This is a genomic window from Streptomyces sp. NTD107 (assembly GCF_059510435.1).
The window spans coordinates 140701-159507 of sequence record NZ_JCAJZV010000008.1 but is presented as its reverse complement, the minus strand read 5'-3'; the positions used below and the strand labels follow the sequence as shown (position 1 = coordinate 159507).

General features: G+C 73.1%; 15 protein-coding genes. 11 read left to right on the top strand and 4 right to left on the bottom strand.

The features are described 5' to 3' along the window. Positions 1 to 36: 36 nt before the first annotated feature. From AC5WRL_RS18240 to AC5WRL_RS18220, 5 genes are all read left to right on the top strand, one after another. Positions 37 to 1224 carry an aminotransferase class I/II-fold pyridoxal phosphate-dependent enzyme gene (locus AC5WRL_RS18240; RefSeq protein ID WP_496089633.1) on the top strand — a complete coding sequence of 396 codons (1188 nt, stop codon included), beginning with the start codon at positions 37 to 39 and terminating at the stop codon, positions 1222 to 1224. Positions 1225 to 1720: 496 nt separating this feature from the next. Beyond that, positions 1721 to 3046: an ABC transporter substrate-binding protein gene (locus AC5WRL_RS18235; RefSeq protein ID WP_496089632.1), complete on the top strand. Its 1326-nt coding sequence runs from the start codon at positions 1721 to 1723 to the stop codon at positions 3044 to 3046. Positions 3047 to 3071: 25 nt separating this feature from the next. Next, entirely contained in the window at positions 3072 to 4040 is a 969-nt protein-coding gene (locus tag AC5WRL_RS18230) for a carbohydrate ABC transporter permease (protein WP_496089631.1), read from the top strand. After that, the gene (locus AC5WRL_RS18225; protein ID WP_496089630.1) at positions 4037 to 4927 is read left to right on the top strand and encodes a carbohydrate ABC transporter permease; all 891 of its coding nucleotides are present in this window, start codon (positions 4037 to 4039) and stop codon (positions 4925 to 4927) included. The genes AC5WRL_RS18230 and AC5WRL_RS18225 overlap by 4 nt, the downstream gene beginning before the upstream one ends. Before the next feature lie 24 nt (positions 4928 to 4951). After that, entirely contained in the window at positions 4952 to 8353 is a 3402-nt protein-coding gene (locus AC5WRL_RS18220) for an alginate lyase family protein (RefSeq protein ID WP_496089629.1), read from the top strand. Here the strand turns inward: AC5WRL_RS18220 and AC5WRL_RS18215 are convergent. Further along, positions 8331 to 9383 carry a LacI family DNA-binding transcriptional regulator gene (locus tag AC5WRL_RS18215; RefSeq protein WP_496089628.1) on the bottom strand — a complete coding sequence of 351 codons (1053 nt, stop codon included), beginning with the start codon at positions 9381 to 9383 and terminating at the stop codon, positions 8331 to 8333. The two genes, AC5WRL_RS18220 and AC5WRL_RS18215, sit on opposite strands and share 23 nt — an antisense overlap. A 112-nt stretch (positions 9384 to 9495) precedes the next feature. On the opposite strand from AC5WRL_RS18215, the gene AC5WRL_RS18210 reads away from it, so the two are divergent. Beyond that, a complete protein-coding gene (locus tag AC5WRL_RS18210; RefSeq protein WP_496089627.1) occupies positions 9496 to 10548 on the top strand; it encodes a hydroxyacid dehydrogenase in 1053 nt (350 codons plus the stop codon). A 20-nt stretch (positions 10549 to 10568) separates the two neighbouring features. Here AC5WRL_RS18210 and ligD read toward each other — a convergent pair whose 3' ends face one another. Further along, positions 10569 to 11582 (bottom strand): non-homologous end-joining DNA ligase, encoded by a 1014-nt coding sequence (gene ligD / locus AC5WRL_RS18205; RefSeq protein ID WP_496089626.1) that lies wholly within the window; start codon positions 11580 to 11582, stop codon positions 10569 to 10571. Positions 11583 to 11658: 76 nt separating this feature from the next. On the opposite strand from ligD, the gene AC5WRL_RS18200 reads away from it, so the two are divergent. Continuing rightward, positions 11659 to 12750, top strand: coding sequence for an ATP-dependent DNA ligase (locus AC5WRL_RS18200; protein ID WP_496089625.1), 1092 nt, complete (start codon positions 11659 to 11661; stop codon positions 12748 to 12750). On the opposite strand, the gene AC5WRL_RS18195 is transcribed toward AC5WRL_RS18200, so the two are convergent. After that, on the bottom strand, positions 12710 to 13153 hold the full coding sequence (locus AC5WRL_RS18195; RefSeq protein ID WP_496089624.1) for an HIT family protein: 444 nt from the start codon (positions 13151 to 13153) through the stop codon (positions 12710 to 12712). The two genes, AC5WRL_RS18200 and AC5WRL_RS18195, sit on opposite strands and share 41 nt — an antisense overlap. Before the next feature lie 56 nt (positions 13154 to 13209). On the opposite strand from AC5WRL_RS18195, the gene AC5WRL_RS18190 reads away from it, so the two are divergent. The 4 genes from AC5WRL_RS18190 to AC5WRL_RS18175 all read left to right on the top strand — a co-directional run bounded on the left by AC5WRL_RS18190 (position 13210) and on the right by AC5WRL_RS18175 (position 17576). Then, entirely contained in the window at positions 13210 to 14280 is a 1071-nt protein-coding gene (locus AC5WRL_RS18190; protein WP_496089623.1) for an NAD(P)-binding domain-containing protein, read from the top strand. Between the two features lie 125 nt (positions 14281 to 14405). Then, the gene (locus tag AC5WRL_RS18185) at positions 14406 to 15563 is read left to right on the top strand and encodes a S1 family peptidase (RefSeq protein ID WP_496089622.1); all 1158 of its coding nucleotides are present in this window, start codon (positions 14406 to 14408) and stop codon (positions 15561 to 15563) included. A gap of 151 nt (positions 15564 to 15714) precedes the next feature. Further along, positions 15715 to 16965, top strand: coding sequence for a DUF418 domain-containing protein (locus tag AC5WRL_RS18180; protein WP_496089621.1), 1251 nt, complete (start codon positions 15715 to 15717; stop codon positions 16963 to 16965). A gap of 83 nt (positions 16966 to 17048) precedes the next feature. Next, entirely contained in the window at positions 17049 to 17576 is a 528-nt protein-coding gene (locus AC5WRL_RS18175; protein WP_496089620.1) for an NUDIX domain-containing protein, read from the top strand. 61 nt (positions 17577 to 17637) lie between these two features. On the opposite strand, the gene AC5WRL_RS18170 is transcribed toward AC5WRL_RS18175, so the two are convergent. After that, positions 17638 to 18765 carry a type III polyketide synthase gene (locus tag AC5WRL_RS18170; protein ID WP_496089619.1) on the bottom strand — a complete coding sequence of 376 codons (1128 nt, stop codon included), beginning with the start codon at positions 18763 to 18765 and terminating at the stop codon, positions 17638 to 17640. Between the last annotated feature and the right edge of the window lie 42 nt (positions 18766 to 18807).

Below are 18807 nucleotides of genomic sequence, written 5' to 3'. Positions count from 1 at the left end.
CGGATAGCGTCGTGGGGTTGTCGAGTACGGGGTGGTGTGGCGGTGACCGGGGCGACCGAGGGGCCGTTCGGCTGGATCGACGCGGAGCGCGAGCGGCGCAGCCGCGGTGGCCTGATCCGTGAGCTGCGGCCCCGGGCGGCGGGGGAGGGGGACGGGGCCGACGGGGTGCTGGACCTCGCGGGCAACGACTATCTGGGACTGGCCCGGCACCCCGAGGTCATCGCGGCGGCCACCGCAGCGGCGCGCCGCTGGGGCGCGGGTGCCACCGGCTCGCGGCTGGTCAGCGGCAGCACCGCGCTGCACGCCGAACTGGAGGCGGAGCTGGCGGAGTTCACCGGCTTCGAACGCGCCCTGGTGTTCTCCAGCGGCTATGCGGCGAACCTGGCCGCGCTCACCGCACTCGCCGGCCGCGACGCCCTCATCGTCTCCGACGCCGCCAACCACGCCTCGCTGATCGACGGGTGCCGGCTGTCCCGGGCCCATGTCGCGGTGGCCGCGCACGCCGACCCCGCCTCGATGGCCAAGGCCCTGGCGGAACGCGCCCCGGCGCCGCCGCGCGCGCTGGCCGTCAGCGACACCGTCTTCTCGGTCGACGGCAACCTTGCGCCGCTGCCCGAACTGGCGGCAGCCGCCCGTACGCACGGCGCCGCACTCGTACTGGACGACGCGCACGGCTTCGGCGTGGTGGGGGACGGCGGGCGGGGAGCACCCGCCCTGGCCGGCCTGGCGGGCGCCCCGGACGTGGTGGCCACCGTCACCCTCTCCAAGGCCCTGGGGTCGCAGGGCGGCGCGGTCCTGGGCCCGGCCGGGGTGATCGACCATCTCATCAACACGGCCCGCACCTTCATCTTCGACACCGGTCTCGCCCCGGCCGCCGCCGGGGCCGCGCTGGGCGCGCTGCGGCTGCTGCGCCGCGAGCCGCGGCGCGCGGCCCGGGCCGGGGAGGCGGCCCGCGAGCTGCACCGGCGGCTGACGGCCGCCGGCCTCACCGCCGCCCGCCCCGACGCGGCGGTGGTGTCGGTACGCGCCCCCGCGCCGGCGGCGGCGGTGCGCTGGGCGGCGGACTGCCGCCGGGCCGGCCTCGCGGTGGGCTGCTTCCGGCCGCCCTCGGTCCCGGACGGGATCTCCCGGCTGCGGCTGTCGGCGCGCGCGGACCTGTCGCCCGCGGAGCTGACCCGCGCGGCCGGGATCATCACCGCCACCGCCCCGCCCACCCCCGCCTGATCCGGCCGGCCCGCGACAAGTTCTGTCCCGGCCATTGACGCGGCGGTTTCGTGCGCTTAACGTGCCGGTGCATCAAGTGCAGCCCTGACACGGCATTCAGCCACCCCGGGGGCGGGGCCGACCCGCCACCCCCGGTACGGCGCCCGGCCCGTGCTCCCCAGCAGCCGTACGGCGCCTCACGCCGGGGGAGCCGGCGGCCGACCCACGACGGACGACCTGGAGAGCGGACAGCGAGGCCCATCGAGAAAACGTTTTCTAGGAAACGCTTACCAGCACCGTCGAACGACCAGCGAAAGGACAGCCCGATGAGCCACCCGACAGCGCGCCCCACCACCTCCGCGCCGGCCCTTCGGGCTGCCCTCGGCACCCCGCCGCTTTGCCATGAGTGGCGGGTAACCGTTTACCTCGATCAGCGCCGCGAGCCCGTCGCTCCCGGCCACCGGCCCGCCCCGGGCCGGTCACCCGAGTCCTCAGCACACTCAAAGGAGAGCACTGCATGAACAGCGCGCAGCGGCGTTGGCTGCTCAGCGGCACGGCGGCCTCACTGGCCCTCACCGTGGTCGCCTGTGGCGGATCGGGGTCCGGATCCGACTCCGGCACGGCCGATGGGAAACCGGTTACCATCGAGCTGTGGAGCGACAAGGACGGCAGCAAGCCGTCCGTCGAGGCGTTCAACGCGGCCCACGAGGACATCCAGGTCAAGCTGGTCAACGTCCCGGCCGGCGACATGGCCAACAACCTCAACAACGCCCACGAGGCCGGCAACCCGTCCGGCACCGCCTGTCTGGCGCAGACCGACAACCGGCAGGGCGGCGGCCTGCTCGCCCAGGGCATCATCGCCGACATAGGTGAGTACCTGGAGCCGGACACCGACAAGTTCGCCGCCGGCGCCATCGACGCGATGAGCATCGCCGACGCCGTCTACGGGGTGCCCAACCAGCGCCAGCCCATCTTCACCGCCTACTACGCCCCGATCTTCGAGGAGCGCGGCCTGGAGTACCCCACCACCTGGGAAGAGGCCATCGAGATCGGCAAGGAGCTGCGCGAGGACGGCATCCACATCTTCAACCTCGCCGGCGAGGACCCCTCCACCTGGATGAACACCGCCTGGCAGGCCGGCGCCCGCTGGTACTCCGTCGAGGGCGACGCCTGGAGGATCAACTTCACCGACGACGCCTCCCGCTGGGCCTCCGACATCATGCAGCAACTGCTCGACGAGGACCTGGTCGAGCGGATCTCCTACGCCGAGTACGCCGCCATGATGCAGGAGTACGACCAGGGCCGGATCGCCATGCGCCAGCTCTCCACCTGGCAGCTGTCCGGCCACCAGCGCAACATGGACGCCTCCCTCGGCCAGTGGCAGCCCGCCCCCAACGTGGGCCCCGCGGGCACCGATCCGGCGCTGTCCGCCGCCGACACCTCCGGCTTCGTGGTGCCGTCCCTGTGCGAGCACAAGGAACAGGCCGTCCAGGCCGCCGTCTGGCTGGCCACCGACCCGGAACCGGTGTCGGCCATGGCCCGCCCGGACGGCGGCTCCGGCTGGTACCCGGCGGTCGCCGACCCCGAGCCGTACCTGGACGCGCTGGTCCCCGAGCAGCTGTTCGGTGAGCACGCCGAGGAGACCGTCCCCGTCATCCTGGGCGCCGGCAACTTCGCCGAGGGCTGGATCTACGGCCCCAACTCCCGCGCCATGTACGAGGAGCTGGCCGACCAGTGGGGCAAGGCCATGAACGGTGAGATCACGGTGACCTCGATCCTCGACCACATGCAGCAGTGGACCGTCAACGATCTGCGCCAGCAGGGCATCAACGTCGTCGAATAACCAGGAAACGGCAGGCACACCCCAGATGACGACCACCGCCACCAAGGCGGCGGAGCCGACGGGGACCGCGGTGGCGGCACGCCGCAGCGGTCCCCGCCGGACACCCCGCTGGCAGACCCTCCGCGCCCTCAAGGGCGCCGGCTTCGCGGCCCCCTTCTTCATCGGCTTTCTCTTCATCTTCGTCATACCGCTGGGCTACGCGGTATGGGAAAGCCTGTTCGCCAAACAGACCTCGGGCCTCGGCATCGGCGGCCAGGAGACCGTCTTCGCCGGCCTGGACAACTACACCCGCGGCCTGAGCGACGGCGCCTTCTGGACCTCCATGGGCCGGGTGCTGCTCTTCGCCTGCTTCCAGATCCCCGTCATGCTCGGCCTCGCCCTCACCATGGCACTGCTCCTGGACGCCGTCGCCCAGCGCACCGCCCACCGCTTCCGGCTGGCCTTCCTCATCCCGTACATGATCCCCGGCATCGTCGCCGCGCTGATCTGGATGTACCTCTACAGCCCCCGGCTCGGCCCGCTCACCGACTTCTTCGACGCGATCGGCATCCCCGCCAACTTCTACGCGTCCGAGATGATCTGGATCTCCCTGGGCAATCTGCTCACCTGGAACGGGATCGGCTTCAACATGCTGATCATCTACGGGGCGTTGCAGGCCGTACCCCGGGAGATCTTCGACGCCGCCCGCGTCGACGGCGCCTCCGAGCTGCGCATCGCCCTGTCCATCAAGGTGCCTTACGTACGCGGCGCCCTCGTGCTCACCGGCATGCTCTCGATCATCGGCATGCTCCAGATCTTCAACGAGCCGCTGCTCTTCCGCCAAGTCGCCCCGGAAACCGTCTCCAAGAGCTTCACACCGATCCTGATGATCTATTACCAGGCGTTCGACAGCAACAACTACCACTACGCGGCAGCCCTGTCGATCATCCTGGCGCTCATCGTCGGCCTGATCTCCTTCCTCTTCTACAAGCTCACGAACAGGCCCCAGCCATGACCGCGAAAACCCGGCCGACCCCGCAGGACGGCCTGCCCGTCGGCCACCGGACCTCGAAGTCCTCCCGCGTCATGGTCCTCGTCGGCCTGGCGCTCCTCACCCTCTACTCCATCGCCCCCGTGTGGTGGCTGGTGGTCTCCGCCACCAAGAACCAGCGCGATCTGCTGTACAGCGGCGGCCTGTGGTTCGCCGACTTCAACCTCGTCGACAACCTCCGGCAGGTCTTCACCTACAACGACGGCATCTTCTTCCGCTGGCTGCTCAACTCCCTGCTGTACGCGGGCGGCGGCGCCATCGTCTGCACCCTCATCTCGGTGGCCGCCGGCTACTCCCTGTCCCGGTTCTCCTTCCCCGGCCGCCGCCTCGCGCTCGGCGCCGTCATCGGCTCCTTCCTCATCCCCTACGCGATGCTCACCCTGCCGCTGTATCTGCTGTTCGCCCGGGTCGGCCTGGTGGACACCGTGTGGGCCGTCCTCATCCCCTCCTTCATCAGCCCGTTCTCCGTCTACCTCGCCAAGGTGTACGTGGACGGGGCGGTGCCCGAGGAACTCCTGGAGGCCGCCCGGCTGGACGGCGCCGGCGAGGTGCGGATCTTCTTCCAGATCGTCACCCGGCTGATGACCACCGGCGGCGCCACCGTCTTCCTGCTCTCCTTCGTACAGAACTGGAACCAGTTCTTCCTGCCGCTCACCATGCTGCGCGGCGAGGACCGCTGGACCCTGAGCCTGGGCCTGTACGCCTGGAACGCCAAACGCGACGAGGCCGAGACCGACCTGTCCGCCCTCGTCCTCACCGGCTCCCTGCTCTCCATCATCCCGCTGGCCATCTTCATGGTCGCGATGCAGCGCTACTGGAAGTCCGGGGTGACCCTCGGCAGCCTCAAGTGACCCCGGCCAAGGAGTGAAACCGTCATGGTGAGCCGTCGCACCCTCCTCGCCTCCACCGCCGCCGCGCCCCTCACCCCGGCCCTGCTGCCCGCCACCACCGCCTCCGCCACGGCCGGCGAGGCGCCGGCACGGGCGGCCACCCCCTCCCCGCCCGCCACCGGCGGCGGCTTCGTCCACCCCGGACTGCTGCACACCACCGCCGACCTCGACCGGATGCGGCGCGCCATCGCCACCGGCACCGGACCCGTGCACGACGGCTTCCGTGCCCTGGCCGCCCACCCCCGCTCCGCACCCGGCTACACCCCGCGCAACACCGGAGGGATCACCTCCTGGGGGCGCGGCCCCGCCAACCACATGAGCGAGGCGGCCGAGGACGCCGGCGCCGCGTACCAGCACGCCCTGTTGTGGGCCCTCACCGGCGAGCGCCGGCACGCCGACCTCGCCCGCGACATCCTCGACATCTGGTCCACCACCCTCACCGCCATCACCGGCGCGGACGGCCAACTCGGCGCCGGGCTCCAGGGCTTCAAGCTCCTCAACGCCGCCGAACTGCTGCGGCACACCGGCTACGACGGCTGGCCGGCGGCGGCCCGCCACGCCTGCGAGGAGTCCTTCCGCACCGTGTGGTACCCGTCCATCAGCGGCTGTGCCCAGTTCGCCAACGGCAACTGGGACGCCGCAGCGCTGCGCACCGTCATCGCCCTCGGCGTCTTCTGCGAGGACCGGAACCTCTTCGAGGACGCCGTCCGCTACGCCGCGCACGGCGCCGGCAACGCCCGGATCACCCATCTCATCGTCAACGAGGCGGGCCAGGGCCAGGAATCCGGCCGCAGCCAGGCGTACGCCCAACTCGCCGCCGGCCTGCTGTCGGACACCGCCGAGGTCGCCTGGCACCAGGGCGTCGACCTGTACGGGCACGCCGGCAACCGCATCCTGGCCGGCTTCGAGTACACCGCCCGCTACAACCTCGGCGACGACACCGTCCCCTTCACCCCCCACCTGGACCGCACCGGCAAGTACCTCAAGACCGCGCTCGCCACCGGCAACCGGGGGCAGTTCCGGCCCATCCACGAGATGGTCCACGCGCACTACACCGCGCGCCGTGCCCTGCCCGCCCCGCACACCGAACGGGTGCTGCTGCGCGGCCCGGACGGCGGCCGGGTCATCGAGGGCACCGACGACGACCACACCGGCTGGGGCACCCTCGCCTTCGCCCGCGACCCCGACGCCGAGCAGCCGCCGGCCGGCCGGGCCGAACCGCCCGCCGCCCCGTACGGGCTCGCCGCGCACCCCGGCCGCGACCACACCCTCACCCTGGCCTGGGTCGGCTCCCTCGACCCGGCCACCGGCACCGACGCCACCGGCTACACCCTGCACCGCGCCGACCACCCCGACGGCCCCTACCGCCGGATCGGCACCGCCACCGGCACCACCTGGACCGACCGCACCGTCACCGCCGGCCGCCGCTACCACTACACGGTCACCGCCACCGGCCCGGCCGGCACCGGCGCGCCCTCGCTGCCGATCGCCGGCACCGCCGGCCTGCCCACCCCCTGGACCGGCCAGGACATCGGCCCCGTCGCCATCCCCGGATCGGTCCGGCACGACGGGACCGGCTTCACCGTGGAGGCGGCCGGCACCGACATCGGCGGCACCCGCGACGACTTCCACTTCACCCACGCCGCCCTGGACGGCGACGGCACCCTCACCGCCCGGCTCGTCCACCCCGTCAGCTCGCAGTACGCCATCGCCGGAGTGATGCTGCGCGAGGACACCGGCGACCGCGCCCCGTTCGCCGCCCTGCTCGTCAAGGGCCTGCCGCTGCACGCCTGGAGCGCGGTGTGGACCACCCGCACCACGGCCGGCACGCCCGCCACCGGCAGCGGACGGTACCCGGTGCCACCCACCCAGGTCCGGGCCATCACCACCGACGCCGGCTTCCCGCTGTCCGAACTCGGCACCCTGCCGCACTCCGCGACCCCGCTGCCCGCCCCGTACACCGAGGCCGCCGGCGACGGCTACCGGCTGCGCGCCCCGTACTGGATCCGGATCACCCGCCGCGGCGACACCCTCACCGGTCACCTCTCCGGCAACGGCACCGACTGGACCGAAGCGGGCCGCACCACCGCGCGCCTGCCCCGCCGGCTGCGCGCCGGGCTCGCGGTCTGCTCGGTGCTGGGGGTCCCCGCCCCGTACGCCCAGACCACCACCGCCGTCTTCGACCAGGTCACCCTCACCGGCACCGCCACCCCGCCGCCGGCCGGCACCCCCGCCGCACCCCGCGCCCTGGCCACCGGCAGCGCCATCGAACTCACCTGGACCACCACCGACCCGGCCGCCCGCTACACCGTGCGCCGCGCCGAACGCCCCGGCGGGCCCTACCGGGTGCTCACCCGCGCCGCCGAACCCGGCTGCTTCGGCGCCGAACGCCGCCACACCGACCCCACCGGACACCCCGGCACCACCTACCACTACACCGTCGCCGTGACCACCAGCAGCGCGGAAGGGCCGGCCTCCGCCCCCGCCCGCGCCGTCATGCCCACCCCGCCGCCGCCCCGGCTCACCGCCCCCGAACGGCTCCACGCCACCTCAGAAACCGGTTACTCCCACCGCTTCGCGGCCACCGCCGACCCGCACACCTTCACCGCCCGGGGGCTGCCGCCCGGACTCACCCTCGACCCCGGCACCGGACTCCTGCACGGCACCCCCACCCGCACCGGCACCTTCACCCTCGACATCACCGCCCGCAACGCCACCGGCCAGGACCACGCCACCCTCACCCTGGAGATCGGCACCGCCCCGCCCGCCCCCTGGCACGCCCAGGACCTCGGCGACACGGTCCCCGACGAACGCGTCCTCGGCAACCGGGGCGTGCTCCTGGTCCGCACCCCGGGCAGCACCCACCACAACCGGACCACCGGCACCTTCACCCTGCGCGGCACCGGCCCCGGACTCGATGTCATCGGGCAGGGCATGGGCCCGCACTACGCCCACCACCCGCTCACCGGCGACGGCACCCTCACCGCCCGGCTGACCGCCCGCCCCGGCGCCGGACCCCAGGACCGGGCCGGACTCGTCATCACCAAGACGCTGTCGCCCTTCGACCACCTGGCCGGGGTCATCCTCACCGGCGACCGGCAGCAGTTCATCCGCCGCACCCGCGTCGCCGCTCCGCTCACCACCACCGACGGGCCCACCGCCGCCGGACCGCTGCCACGGTGGCTGCGCCTGACCCGCGCGGCCAACCGCTTCACCGCGCAGTCATCCGACGACGGCACCCACTGGACCCCGATCGGCGAGGGCACCATCGACGCCTTCGGCGACGCCCCCTGCTACGCCGGACTGATTGTCTGCGGCGCCGACCCGTACACCCCGCACACCGCCGAGTTCGACCATGTCACCCTCACCCCCGCCGCCCCCCGCTGAGCCGGCGCGCCCCGGGCGGAGGCGGCGGTGCCGTCGACTCCCGGATCGTCACATGGGTGCTCAGCAGCACCCCGTCCTCGGCGCCGACCGCCCCGTCCCGCCGGTCCAGCACCAGCCGCGCCGCCGTCCGCCCCAACTCCTCGTACGGCACGTGGACCGTCGTCAGCCGCGGCGTCAACTCCCTGGCCAGCGGAATGTCGTCGAAGCCCACCAGCGACACCTCGCGCGGCACCTCCAGGCCCGCCGCGCGCAACGCCTCCAGCGCACCCAGCGCCACCATGTCGGTGGCCGCGAACACGGCCGTGAACTCCACCCCGGCGGTCAGCGCGTCCCGTACCCCCGCCTGGCCCGCCTCCCGGGAGAAGTCACCGTGCCGCACCAGCTCCGGATCCTCCGCGATCCCCATCGAGACCAGCGCCCGGCGGTAACCCGCCAGCCGGGCCTCCGCCGTGGAGTAACCGGGCTGCCCACCCAGGAACAGCACCCGCCGGTGCCCCGCCGACAGCAGATGCGCGGTGGCCGCGAACGCCCCGCCCTCGTTGTCGTACTCCACCATGGTGACCGGCAGATCCTCCGCCAGCGGCGGACGCCCGCACAGCACCAGCCGGGACCCCACCGCGTCCAGCGAGCGGGCGAACTGCCCCATCCGCTCCCGGTACTCCTCGGTGTACTTGCTGCCGCCCACCAGGATCACCGCCGCCGCGTGCTGCTGGCGCATCAGATTCACCACCGCCAGTTCCCGCTGCCGGTCGCCCTGCGTGGTGCACACCAGACACAGCCGGCCGCGCCGCGCCGTCTCCTTCTCCACGCCCGCGCCGATCAGCGCGAACGCCGACCAGGTGATGTCCTCCAGGACGAGCGCGACCGTCTCCATCCCGCTGCCCGCCAGCGCCTTGGCATGGGCGTTGGCCACATAGTCCAGCTGGCGGACCGCGCGCAGCACGCGCGCCCGAGTGGCATGGGTCACGGGATAGTTGTCGGCGAGCACCCGGGAGACCGTCGCCACCGAGACCCCCGCCTGCCGGGCCACATCGCGGATTGTGCTGCGCCGGGAGGAAACCGGCTTCTGTGCGCCACTGGTTGCCACGGCCCAACGTTACCTTGCCCTGCCAAGACCCCGTGCCGCTCAGCCGCACGGTGATATGGAAACCGGTTACCCCACCCCCTCGTCTGGAGAACGCGTGACGCACCAATTCCCCCGGGCCGCCCTCGCCATGGCCCCCGATCTGCCCGACCGGCTGTTCCGCCCCGGGCAGTGGGCCCGGCTGCGGAAGCTCGCCGATGTGGTGGACGGCGAGCCCCTGACCGACTTCACCTCGCCCGCCGCCCGTTCGGTGCTGGCCGGCACCGAAGTGCTGATCACCGGCTGGAACTCCCCGGTGCTGGACGCCGCCGCCCTCGCCGCCGCCCCCCGGCTGCGCGCCGTGCTGCACGCCGCCGGATCCGTCAAGGGCCATGTGAGCCCCGCCTGCTGGGAGCGCGGCATCGTGGTCTCCACCGCCGCCCAGGCCAACGCCGAACCCGTCGCCGAGTACACCCTGGCCGTCATCCTGCTCGCCCTCAAGCGGGTACGCGCCGCCGCCGCCCTCTACCGCGAACGGCGCCGCTACGTCGACGTCCTGCGCGAGTTCCCCGGCATCGGCAACCACGACCGCGTCATCGGGCTGATCGGCGCCTCCCGGATCGGCCGCCGGGTGGCCGACCTGCTGCGCGGCTTCTCCTTCGAGGTGGTCCTCGCCGACCCCTACCTCGACGCGGGCACCGCCCGCGAGCTGGGCGCCCGGCTGCTGCCGCTGGACGAACTGCTGCGGGTCAGCGACCTGGTGAGCGTGCACGCCCCCGCCATCCCCGAGACCCGCCACCTCCTGGACGCCCGCCGCCTGGGCCTGCTGCGCGACGGCGCCGTCCTCGTCAACACCGCCCGCGGCTCCCTCATCGACCAGGACGCGCTCATCGCCGAACTGGCCACCGGCCGCATCGACGCCGTCATCGACGTCACCGAACCGGAGGTCCTGCCGCCCGACTCCCCGCTCTACACCCTGGAGAACGTGTGGCTCACCCCGCACCTGGCCGGTGCGCAGGGCGGCGAACTCCACCGGCTGGCCGACGTGGTCCTCGGCGAACTCGAACGCTATGCGGCCGGCCGCCCCCTGCACCACGAGGTGCGGGCCGCCGACCTGGCCCGCATCGCCTGACCGCATCCGGCCCGGACGGCCTACCCGCCGTCCTTCCTGGCCCGGCTGGGCTGCACCCGCTTCGGCTCGCCCTTCACCTTGGGATGCTCCGGCGGGTACGGCAGATCCCCCAGGCCGTGATCACGCTCATCACGCGCCGCCATCTCCAGCGCCGTCTCCAGCCGGCACACCTGCCGCTCCATGTCCGCGTGCACATCGCCCAGCTCGGCGAAGCGCGCGGGCATGGTCGCCAGATCGAAGTCCCGCGGCACCGCGTCCGGCACCTCCTCCCAGCGCAGCGGCGCCGAGACCGGGGCATACGGACGCGGCCGTACCGAGTACGCGCTGGCGATCGTCCGGTCCCGCGCCATCTGGTTGTAGTCCACAAAGATCTTCGCGCCCCGCTCCTCCTTCCACCACGCCGTGGTCACCCCCGCCGGATCCCGTCGCTCCAGCTCCCGCCCCACCGCGATCGCCGCCCGCCGCACCTGCGGAAACGTCCACTCCGGCGCGATCGGGACGAACACATGCAGCCCGCGCCCGCCCGAGGTCTTCGGCCACCCGACCAGACCCCACTCCGCCAGCAGCCCGCGCAGCTCCAGCGCGGTGCGCACCGCGTCCGCGTACTCCGTGCCCGGCTGCGGATCGAGATCGATCCGCAGCTCGTCCGGATGCTCGGTGTCCCCGCGCCGCACCGGCCACGGATGAAAGGTCAGCGCGCCCAGATTCGCCGCCCACACCACCGCGGCCGGCTCGGTGGGCGCGATCTCGTCCGCGTGCCGTCCGCTGGGGAAGGAGATCCGCCCGGTCGGAATCCACTCCGGCAGATTCTTCGGCGCCCGCTTCTGGTAGAACGACTCGCCGCCCACCCCGTCCGGGTACCGCTCCAGTGTCGTGGGCCGGTCCCGCAGCGCCCGCAGTACCCCGGCCCCCACCGCGATGTAGTACTGGGCCACATCCAGCTTGGTGAACCCGCGCTCGGGGAAGTACACCTTGTCCGGATTGGACAACCGCACCGTCCGGTCACCGACCGTGATCTCCATGGCCTTGCCCATGCCGCCACGCTAAGCCCACCCACCGCCGGGCGCCCGCCGACGGGCGCCGCGCCGCCACCGGCCGGACAATCCCACCATGGACCTTCCGGTGATGCCCCCCGTCAGCCCCATGCTCGCCAAGCCCGCCGCGAAGATCCCCGCCGGCATGCACTACGAGGCCAAGTGGGACGGCTTCCGCGCCATCGTCTTCCGGGACGGCCCCGAGATCGAGATCGGCTCCCGCACCGGAAAGCCGCTCACCCGCTACTTCCCGGAGCTCGCGGAAGGGCTGCGCGACGCCCTCCCCGAGCGCTGCGTGCTCGACGGCGAGATCGTCATCGCCCGGGCCGGCCGGCTCGACTTCGACGCCCTGCTGGAACGCATCCACCCCGCCGACTCCCGGGTCCGCATGCTCGCCGAACGCACCCCCGCCTCGTTCGTCGCCTTCGACCTGCTCGCCCTCGGCGCCGACGCCCTGCTCGACACCCCCCTCACCGAGCGCCGCACCGCCCTCACCACCGCACTGCGCCACACCCACCGGCCGGTCTTCATCGCCCCGGCCACCCGCGACCAGGAGCTGGCCCGCCAGTGGTACGAGCGGTACGAGGGTGCCGGCCTGGACGGCATCGTCGCCAAGCCGCTCGACCTCACCTACCGCCCCGGCGAACGCGTCATGGTCAAGATCAAGCACGAACGCACCGCCGACTGCGTCGTCGCCGGGGTACGCCGCCACAAGAGCGGCGAGGGCGTCGGCTCGCTGCTGCTCGGCCTGTACGACGCCACCGGACACCTCCAGCACGTCGGGGTCTGCGCCTCCTTCACCGCCCAGCGCCGCACCGAGCTGATGACCGAACTCACGCCGCTGCTGATGGACTCCGTCCAGGGCCACCCCTGGGCCGACTGGGCCGACGAGCAGGCCCACGAGCACGCCCGGATGCCCGGCGCACCCAGCCGCTGGAGCGGCACCAAGGACCTGAGCTGGCTGCCGCTGCGCCCCGAGCGGGTCTGCGAGGTGAAGTACGACCACATGCAGGGCGACCGGTTCCGGCACACCACGCGGTTCCGCCGCTGGCGCCCCGACCGTGACCCCGCCGGCTGCGGCTACGCCCAGCTGGAGGAACCGGTGGGCTACGCACTCGACGACATCCTCACCCCGCATCACCCGCATCACCCGCACCACCCGCACTGAGCGCCGCCCGCACCAGCCCCGCCACCTCGGCGGCGCGCGCCGCGTCCCGGTAGCGGCCACGCGGCCAGAAGAACCCCCGCAACCCGTCCTTGCGGCGCCGGGGCACCACATGGGTGTGGAAGTGCGGCACCGACTGACTCACCCGGTTGTTGGCCGCCACGAAGGAGCCCTCGGCCCCCATCGCCGCCGGCACCGCGCCCGCCAGCGCCCGTACCACCGCGTAGTACGGGCCCAGCAGTCCGGTCGGCAGCTCCGGCAGCGTCGGCAGATGCTCCCGGGGCACCACCAGCACATGACCCTCGAACAGCGGCCGGGCATCCAGGAACGCGACCACCGCCGCGTCCTCGTACACGAAGTCGGCGGCGGCCTCACCCCGCACAATGCGGCAGAACACGCACTCCACCCCTCCATGGAACCCCGTGCGGGAAGCCCCGGCACCCGCCCGGTGTTGGGTGAAGCATGAACAACATGGCGGTCGTGGTCGTCGGGGCGGGACAGGCGGGGCTGGCGGCGGCCTACCATCTGCGCCGCCGGGGGTTCGCCCCCGGCACCGAGTACGTGGTCCTGGACCACTCCCCGCGCCCCGGCGGCGCCTGGCAGTTCCGCTGGCCCACCCTGACCTACGGCCGGGTGCACGGCATGCACGCGCTGCCCGGCATGGAGCTGACCGGGGCCGACCCCGACCGGCCGTCCGCCGAGGTCATCGGGGAGTACTTCGCCGCCTACGAGCGCGCCTTCGAGCTGCCGGTCCGCCGCCCGGTGGACGTCACCGCCGTCCGCGACGCCGGCGGGGGAGCGCTGCGGGTGGAGAGCCCGTCCGGCAGCTGGCACACCCGCGCCCTGATCAACGCCACCGGCACCTGGGACCGCCCGTTCTGGCCCCGCCTGCCCGGCATGGCCGACTTCACCGGCCGCCAGCTGCACACCGCCCAGTACCCGGGGCCCGAGCCCTTCGCCGGCCTGCGGGTGATCGTGGTCGGCGGCGGCACCTCCGCCGTCCAGCATCTGCTGGAGATCTCCGAGGTCGCCGCCGGCACCCTGTGGGTGACCCGCCGCCCGCCGCTCTTCCGCGAGGACACCTTCGGCGAGGTGCAGGGCCGCGAGGCGGTCGCCCAGGTCGAGCAGCGGGTACGCCAGGGCCTGCCGCCGCGCAGCGTGGTCTCGGTGACCGGACTGCCGATGACCGAGGCGATGCGCGCGGCCCGCGCGTCCGGGGTGCTGCGCCGGCACCCGATGTTCGAGCGGCTCACGGCGGACGGGGCGCAGTGGGCGGACGGCCGCCGGGAGCGGGCCGATGTCATCGTGTGGGCCACCGGCTTCCGGGCCGCCCTGGACCATCTCGCCCCGCTGCGGCTGCGCGAGAGCGGCGGCGGCATCCGTCTTGAGGGCACGAGGGTGGTGCGCGATCCGCGGATCCAGCTGGTCGGGTACGGTCCCTCCTCCTCCACCGTCGGAGCCAACCGGGCCGGACGGGCAGCGGTCAACGACCTTTGGGCGCACCTGAGTTCACCCGTGGGCAGTGCACCGTGATTGGTCTGGACATGTCGATCGGGCACGTCTAATGTCCTGCCCGTGAGTGAGAGCGCTCTCACACTGCATCGCTTCGTTGCCCTGTACCGCCCCATTTCGGTAGAGCACATCCAAGGAGCCCTGCAATGAGACGCACCCGTTCCGTCACTCTGGGCGCGGCTGCCCTGATGGTCCTGACCGCCGGCGTCGGCGGCGCCGCCGTCGCGGCCGACACCTCCAGCCCGGCCGTCGGCAGCGACCCGGTCGCCGAACCGGCCCTGATCGAGGCCCTTCAGCGCGACCTCGGGCTCACCCCGGAACAGGCCATCGACCGGCTGGCCACCGAGGCCGAAGCCATGGCCACCGATGAGGCCGCCCAGGAAGCGGCCGGCGACGCCTACGCCGGCAGCTGGATCGACGCCGCGACCGGCACCCTGGTCGTCGCCGTCACCACCGCCTCCGCCGAGCGCGCGGTGGAGTCCACCGGCGCCGCCACCGAACGCGTCACCCACAGCCAGGACGCCCTCGACGCCTCCCTCGCCGCCCTGGACGAGCTGACGGCCCCGGCCGGCGTGTCCAGCTGGTACGCCGACGTCCAGGACAACGAGATCGTCGTCGACGTGGTGGCCGGCTCGGAGCACACCAACCGGGTCACCGAGTTCATCGCCGAGGCCGAAGCCACCCAGTCCATACCGGTGACGGTGCGCACCGTGGAGGAGGCGTACACCACCTCCGCCGCCGGCGTGGTCGGCGGTGACCCGTACTACACGGGCAACGTCCGCTGTTCCATCGGCTTCTCGGTGCACGGCGGCTTCATCACCGCCGGCCACTGCGGCTCCGGCTCCGCCGAGGTCTACGGCTGGGACCGCAGCCTGATGGGCAACTTCGCCGGCCGCTCCTGGCCCGGCGGCGACCACGCCTGGGTCCGCACCGGCCACGGCTGGTGGACCGTCCCGGTCGTCCTCGGCTGGGGCACCGTCTCCGACGCCCTGGTCCGCGGCTCCAACGAGGCCCCCACCGGCGCCTCCGTGTGCCGCTCCGGCTCCACCACCGGCTGGCGCTGCGGCACCATCGGCGCCAAGAACGTGACCGTGAACTACGGCAACGGCAACATCGTGTACGGGATGACCAACTCCACCGCGTGCGCCGAGGGCGGTGACTCCGGCGGCTCGTTCATCAGCGGCGACCAGGCCCAGGGCGTCACCTCCGGTGCCGCCGGCAACTGCTCCAGCGGCGGCTCGTCCGTCTTCTACCCCATCCGGCCGATCCTGTCCGCCTACGGGCTGACCCTGCACACCGCCTGACCTGCGAACATCCCGCCGGCCCCCGCCCCTTCGGCGGGGGCCGGTCCGTCGAAGGATGTAGCCCGATCTCGGCTTCCGGGACGACCGACGACCCCGCCCGCGCCCCCGACGATGGTGGCGAACGGCCATCACGAGCGGGGAGTTGAGGACATTGAGCGAGACCGCAGGGCCGGCCGTGCCGCTGACCGCGGGGCGCGGCACCGCACCCGGCGGAGTGCCGGGCGGCCGGCTGCCGCTGCTGGACGTGCTGCGCGGGGTGGCCATTCTCGGCACCCTGATGACCAACGTCTGGATCTTCGCCGCCCCCGGCGCCGAATGGGGCATCCTGACCGGCGGCCTCGGCACCCCCAAGGTGTTCTCCGATCCCAGCGCCGCCGCCCTCGCCGAAACCGGCTTCCGGCTGCTGGCCGACGGCAAGTTCCTGGCGCTGCTCACCCTCCTCTTCGGCGTCGGACTCGCCATCCAGTTCGACTCCGCGCGGCGGCGGGGCGAACCCTGGCCGGGCCGCTACCCGCGCCGCGCCCTGTTCCTGTTCGCCGAGGGCCTGGTGCACTTCGTCCTGATCTTCGCCTGGGACGTGCTCATGGGGTACGCCGTGGTCTCCCTGCTGGTGGCCTGGCTGCTGACCCGCTCCGCCGGGGCCCGGCACCGGGTGTGGCGCTGGGCGGGTATCGCGCATCTGACGGTGATCGCGCTGCTCACCCTCGCGCTGCTGGCCGAGCCCGCCGCCCCGGACGGCGGCGGCAGCGGCGGCCCCGACGAGCGGGTAGTGGCCCTGTACGCCGAGGGCGGCTACCTCGACCAGGTCGCCTTCCGGCTGGAGCACTTCCCGGTGCTGCGCCTGGAGCCGGTGCTCTCCTTCGGCCTGCTGCTGTTCCTCTTCCTCCTCGGCGTGCGGCTGTACCGCGCCGGAGCCTTCGCCCCCGACGCCCCGGGCCGACGCATCCGCCGCCGGCTGATGCTCTGGGGCCTGGGCGCCGGCGTCCCGCTCACCGTGGCCACCGGCGCCGTCTCCGGCGACCTGTTCTTCGCGAGCCGCTACGTGGCCGCCCCCGTGCTGGCGCTCGGCTACCTCGGGCTGATCGGCGTGCTCCTGGACCGCCACGCCGCCCGCCACGCCGCCCGCGCCACCGACCGGGCACCCGGGCAGCTCGTACGGAGCCTCACCGCCGTCGGACGCACCGCCCTGTCCTGCTACGTCGCCCAGAACCTGCTGACCATGCTGGCCTGCTACGGCATCGGGCTGGGCCTCGCCACCCGGCTGGCGGACCACGGCCCCTGGTGGATCATGGGCCTGTGGGCGACGGTCGCCCTGCTGCTGGTGGCCGGCGCCAGGCTGTGGCTGCGGTACTTCTCCCACGGCCCGCTGGAGTCCGTACAGCGCCGTGCCCTGCGCCGCTGACCGCCCGCCCCGGGATGATCACCACGGCGCCCGGCATTGCTAGGGTCGGTGCACCGGAGCAGCGAAGGGGCGGGAGCAGCGCGATGACCTACACCTTGCACCGAAGGGTGACGCACTGCCCCTTCTGTGGGACGCCGTTCGCCCCCGACGCCGGCTGGCCGCGCGACTGCCCCGGCTGTGGCGAGACCAGCTGGGCGAACCCGCTGCCGGTCGCGGTCACCCTTCAGCCGGTCACCGGCGCGGCGGGACAGCGCGGGCTGATCGTGGTGCGCCGGGACATCGAGCCGGCCAGGGGTGAGCTGGCGCTGCCGGGCGGCTATGTGGAGATCGGCGAGACCTGGCAGCAGGCGGCGGTGCGCGAGCTGTACGAGGAGACCGGGCTGCGCGCCGAGGCGGCGGACATCACGCTGTACGGGGCGCTCAGCGCCCGGGGCACCGTCAATGTCTTCGGGCTGCTGCCGGCCCGCCCGCTGATGGAGCTGCCGCCGTCCGCGCCCACCGCCGAGGCCACCGAGTGGCTGGTGCTGTGGAAGCCGGTCCCGCTCGCCTTCCCGACCCACACGGACGTCGTGGTGAAGGGCTTCTTCGCGGCCGGCGCCCCCTCCGCCTGAGTACGGCACACCGGCCGGCCCCGTACCCGGGGCCGGCCGGTGCCATCCGTTCTCGGTGCGCTCAGACCGCGGCCCGCTCGGCGGCCTGGGCCGGCCGCCCGCGCGGTACGGCGGCCCGCAGCCCGTGCGCCGGCACCTGGGCCGGATCGCGCCAGCCGCCCAGCGCCATCTCGGCGGTGATCCCGGGCCCGAACCCGGCGATCAGCCCCCGGGCGCCCTCGACCATCTTGCCCTCGTCGAACAACCTGCCCAGCGCGTCGAAGACGACGCAGGAGGCGATGTTGCCGCGCTCGGTCAGGGTGGCCCGGCTGTGTGCGAACGTCTCCTGGTCGAGCCCCAGATACTGACTGAGGTCGTTGAGGATCCGGGGGCCGCCGGCGTGCACGATGTAGAAGTCGAGCCCACCGACGTCCCAGCTGTGCCGCTCGGACAGCTCGCGCAGCGCCGGGGCCAGCATGCTCATGGTGCCCGGGACCCGCTTGTCCAGCTGGAAGTGGAAGCCGGTGCCCCGGACCGCGTACGAGATCCAGTCCTCGGTCTGCGGCACCAGATGCGAGCCGTTGCGCTCCAGGCTCATCCCGGTGCCGCCCTCGCCGCGCACCACGGCCGCCGCCACCGCGTCCCCGAACAGGCCGTTGGACAGCAGCGAACCGACCCCGATGTCCACCGGCTGGTAGCACAGCGAGCAGAACTCGCAGGCCACGATGAGCACATTGGACCCGGGGTAGGCCAGGCAGAAGTCATGGGCGCGGTTGATGGCCGCGCCGCCGGCCGCGCAGCCCAACTGGGCGATGGGCAGCTGCCGGGTGTCGTCGCGGAAGCCCATCGTGTTGATGAGATAGGCCGTCATGGACGGCATCATGAAGCCGGTGCAGGAGACATAGACGATCATGTCGATGTCCTCGGCGGCCAGTTCGGCGTTGGCCAGGGCGTCGCGCACCACCTGGGGGACCCGGGCCTTGGCCTCGGCCTCGTAGACCTTGTTGCGGTCCTCGAAGCCGGGGTGCTTGAGCGTTTCCTCGATCGGCTGTACGAGGTGCCGGGTCTGTACTCCGGTGTTGCCGATCAGCCGCAGCACCAGGGGGAGTTGCGCGTGGCCGGCGTGCAGGGTGCGCGCCAGCTCCAGTGTCTCCTCCATGGTGATGATGTTGTCGGGTACCGCGATGGACGGCTTGCAGAGCGTTGCCATGTTCCCCTCCCGTGCCACGGCGGGTTGCTGACGGAGCACCGC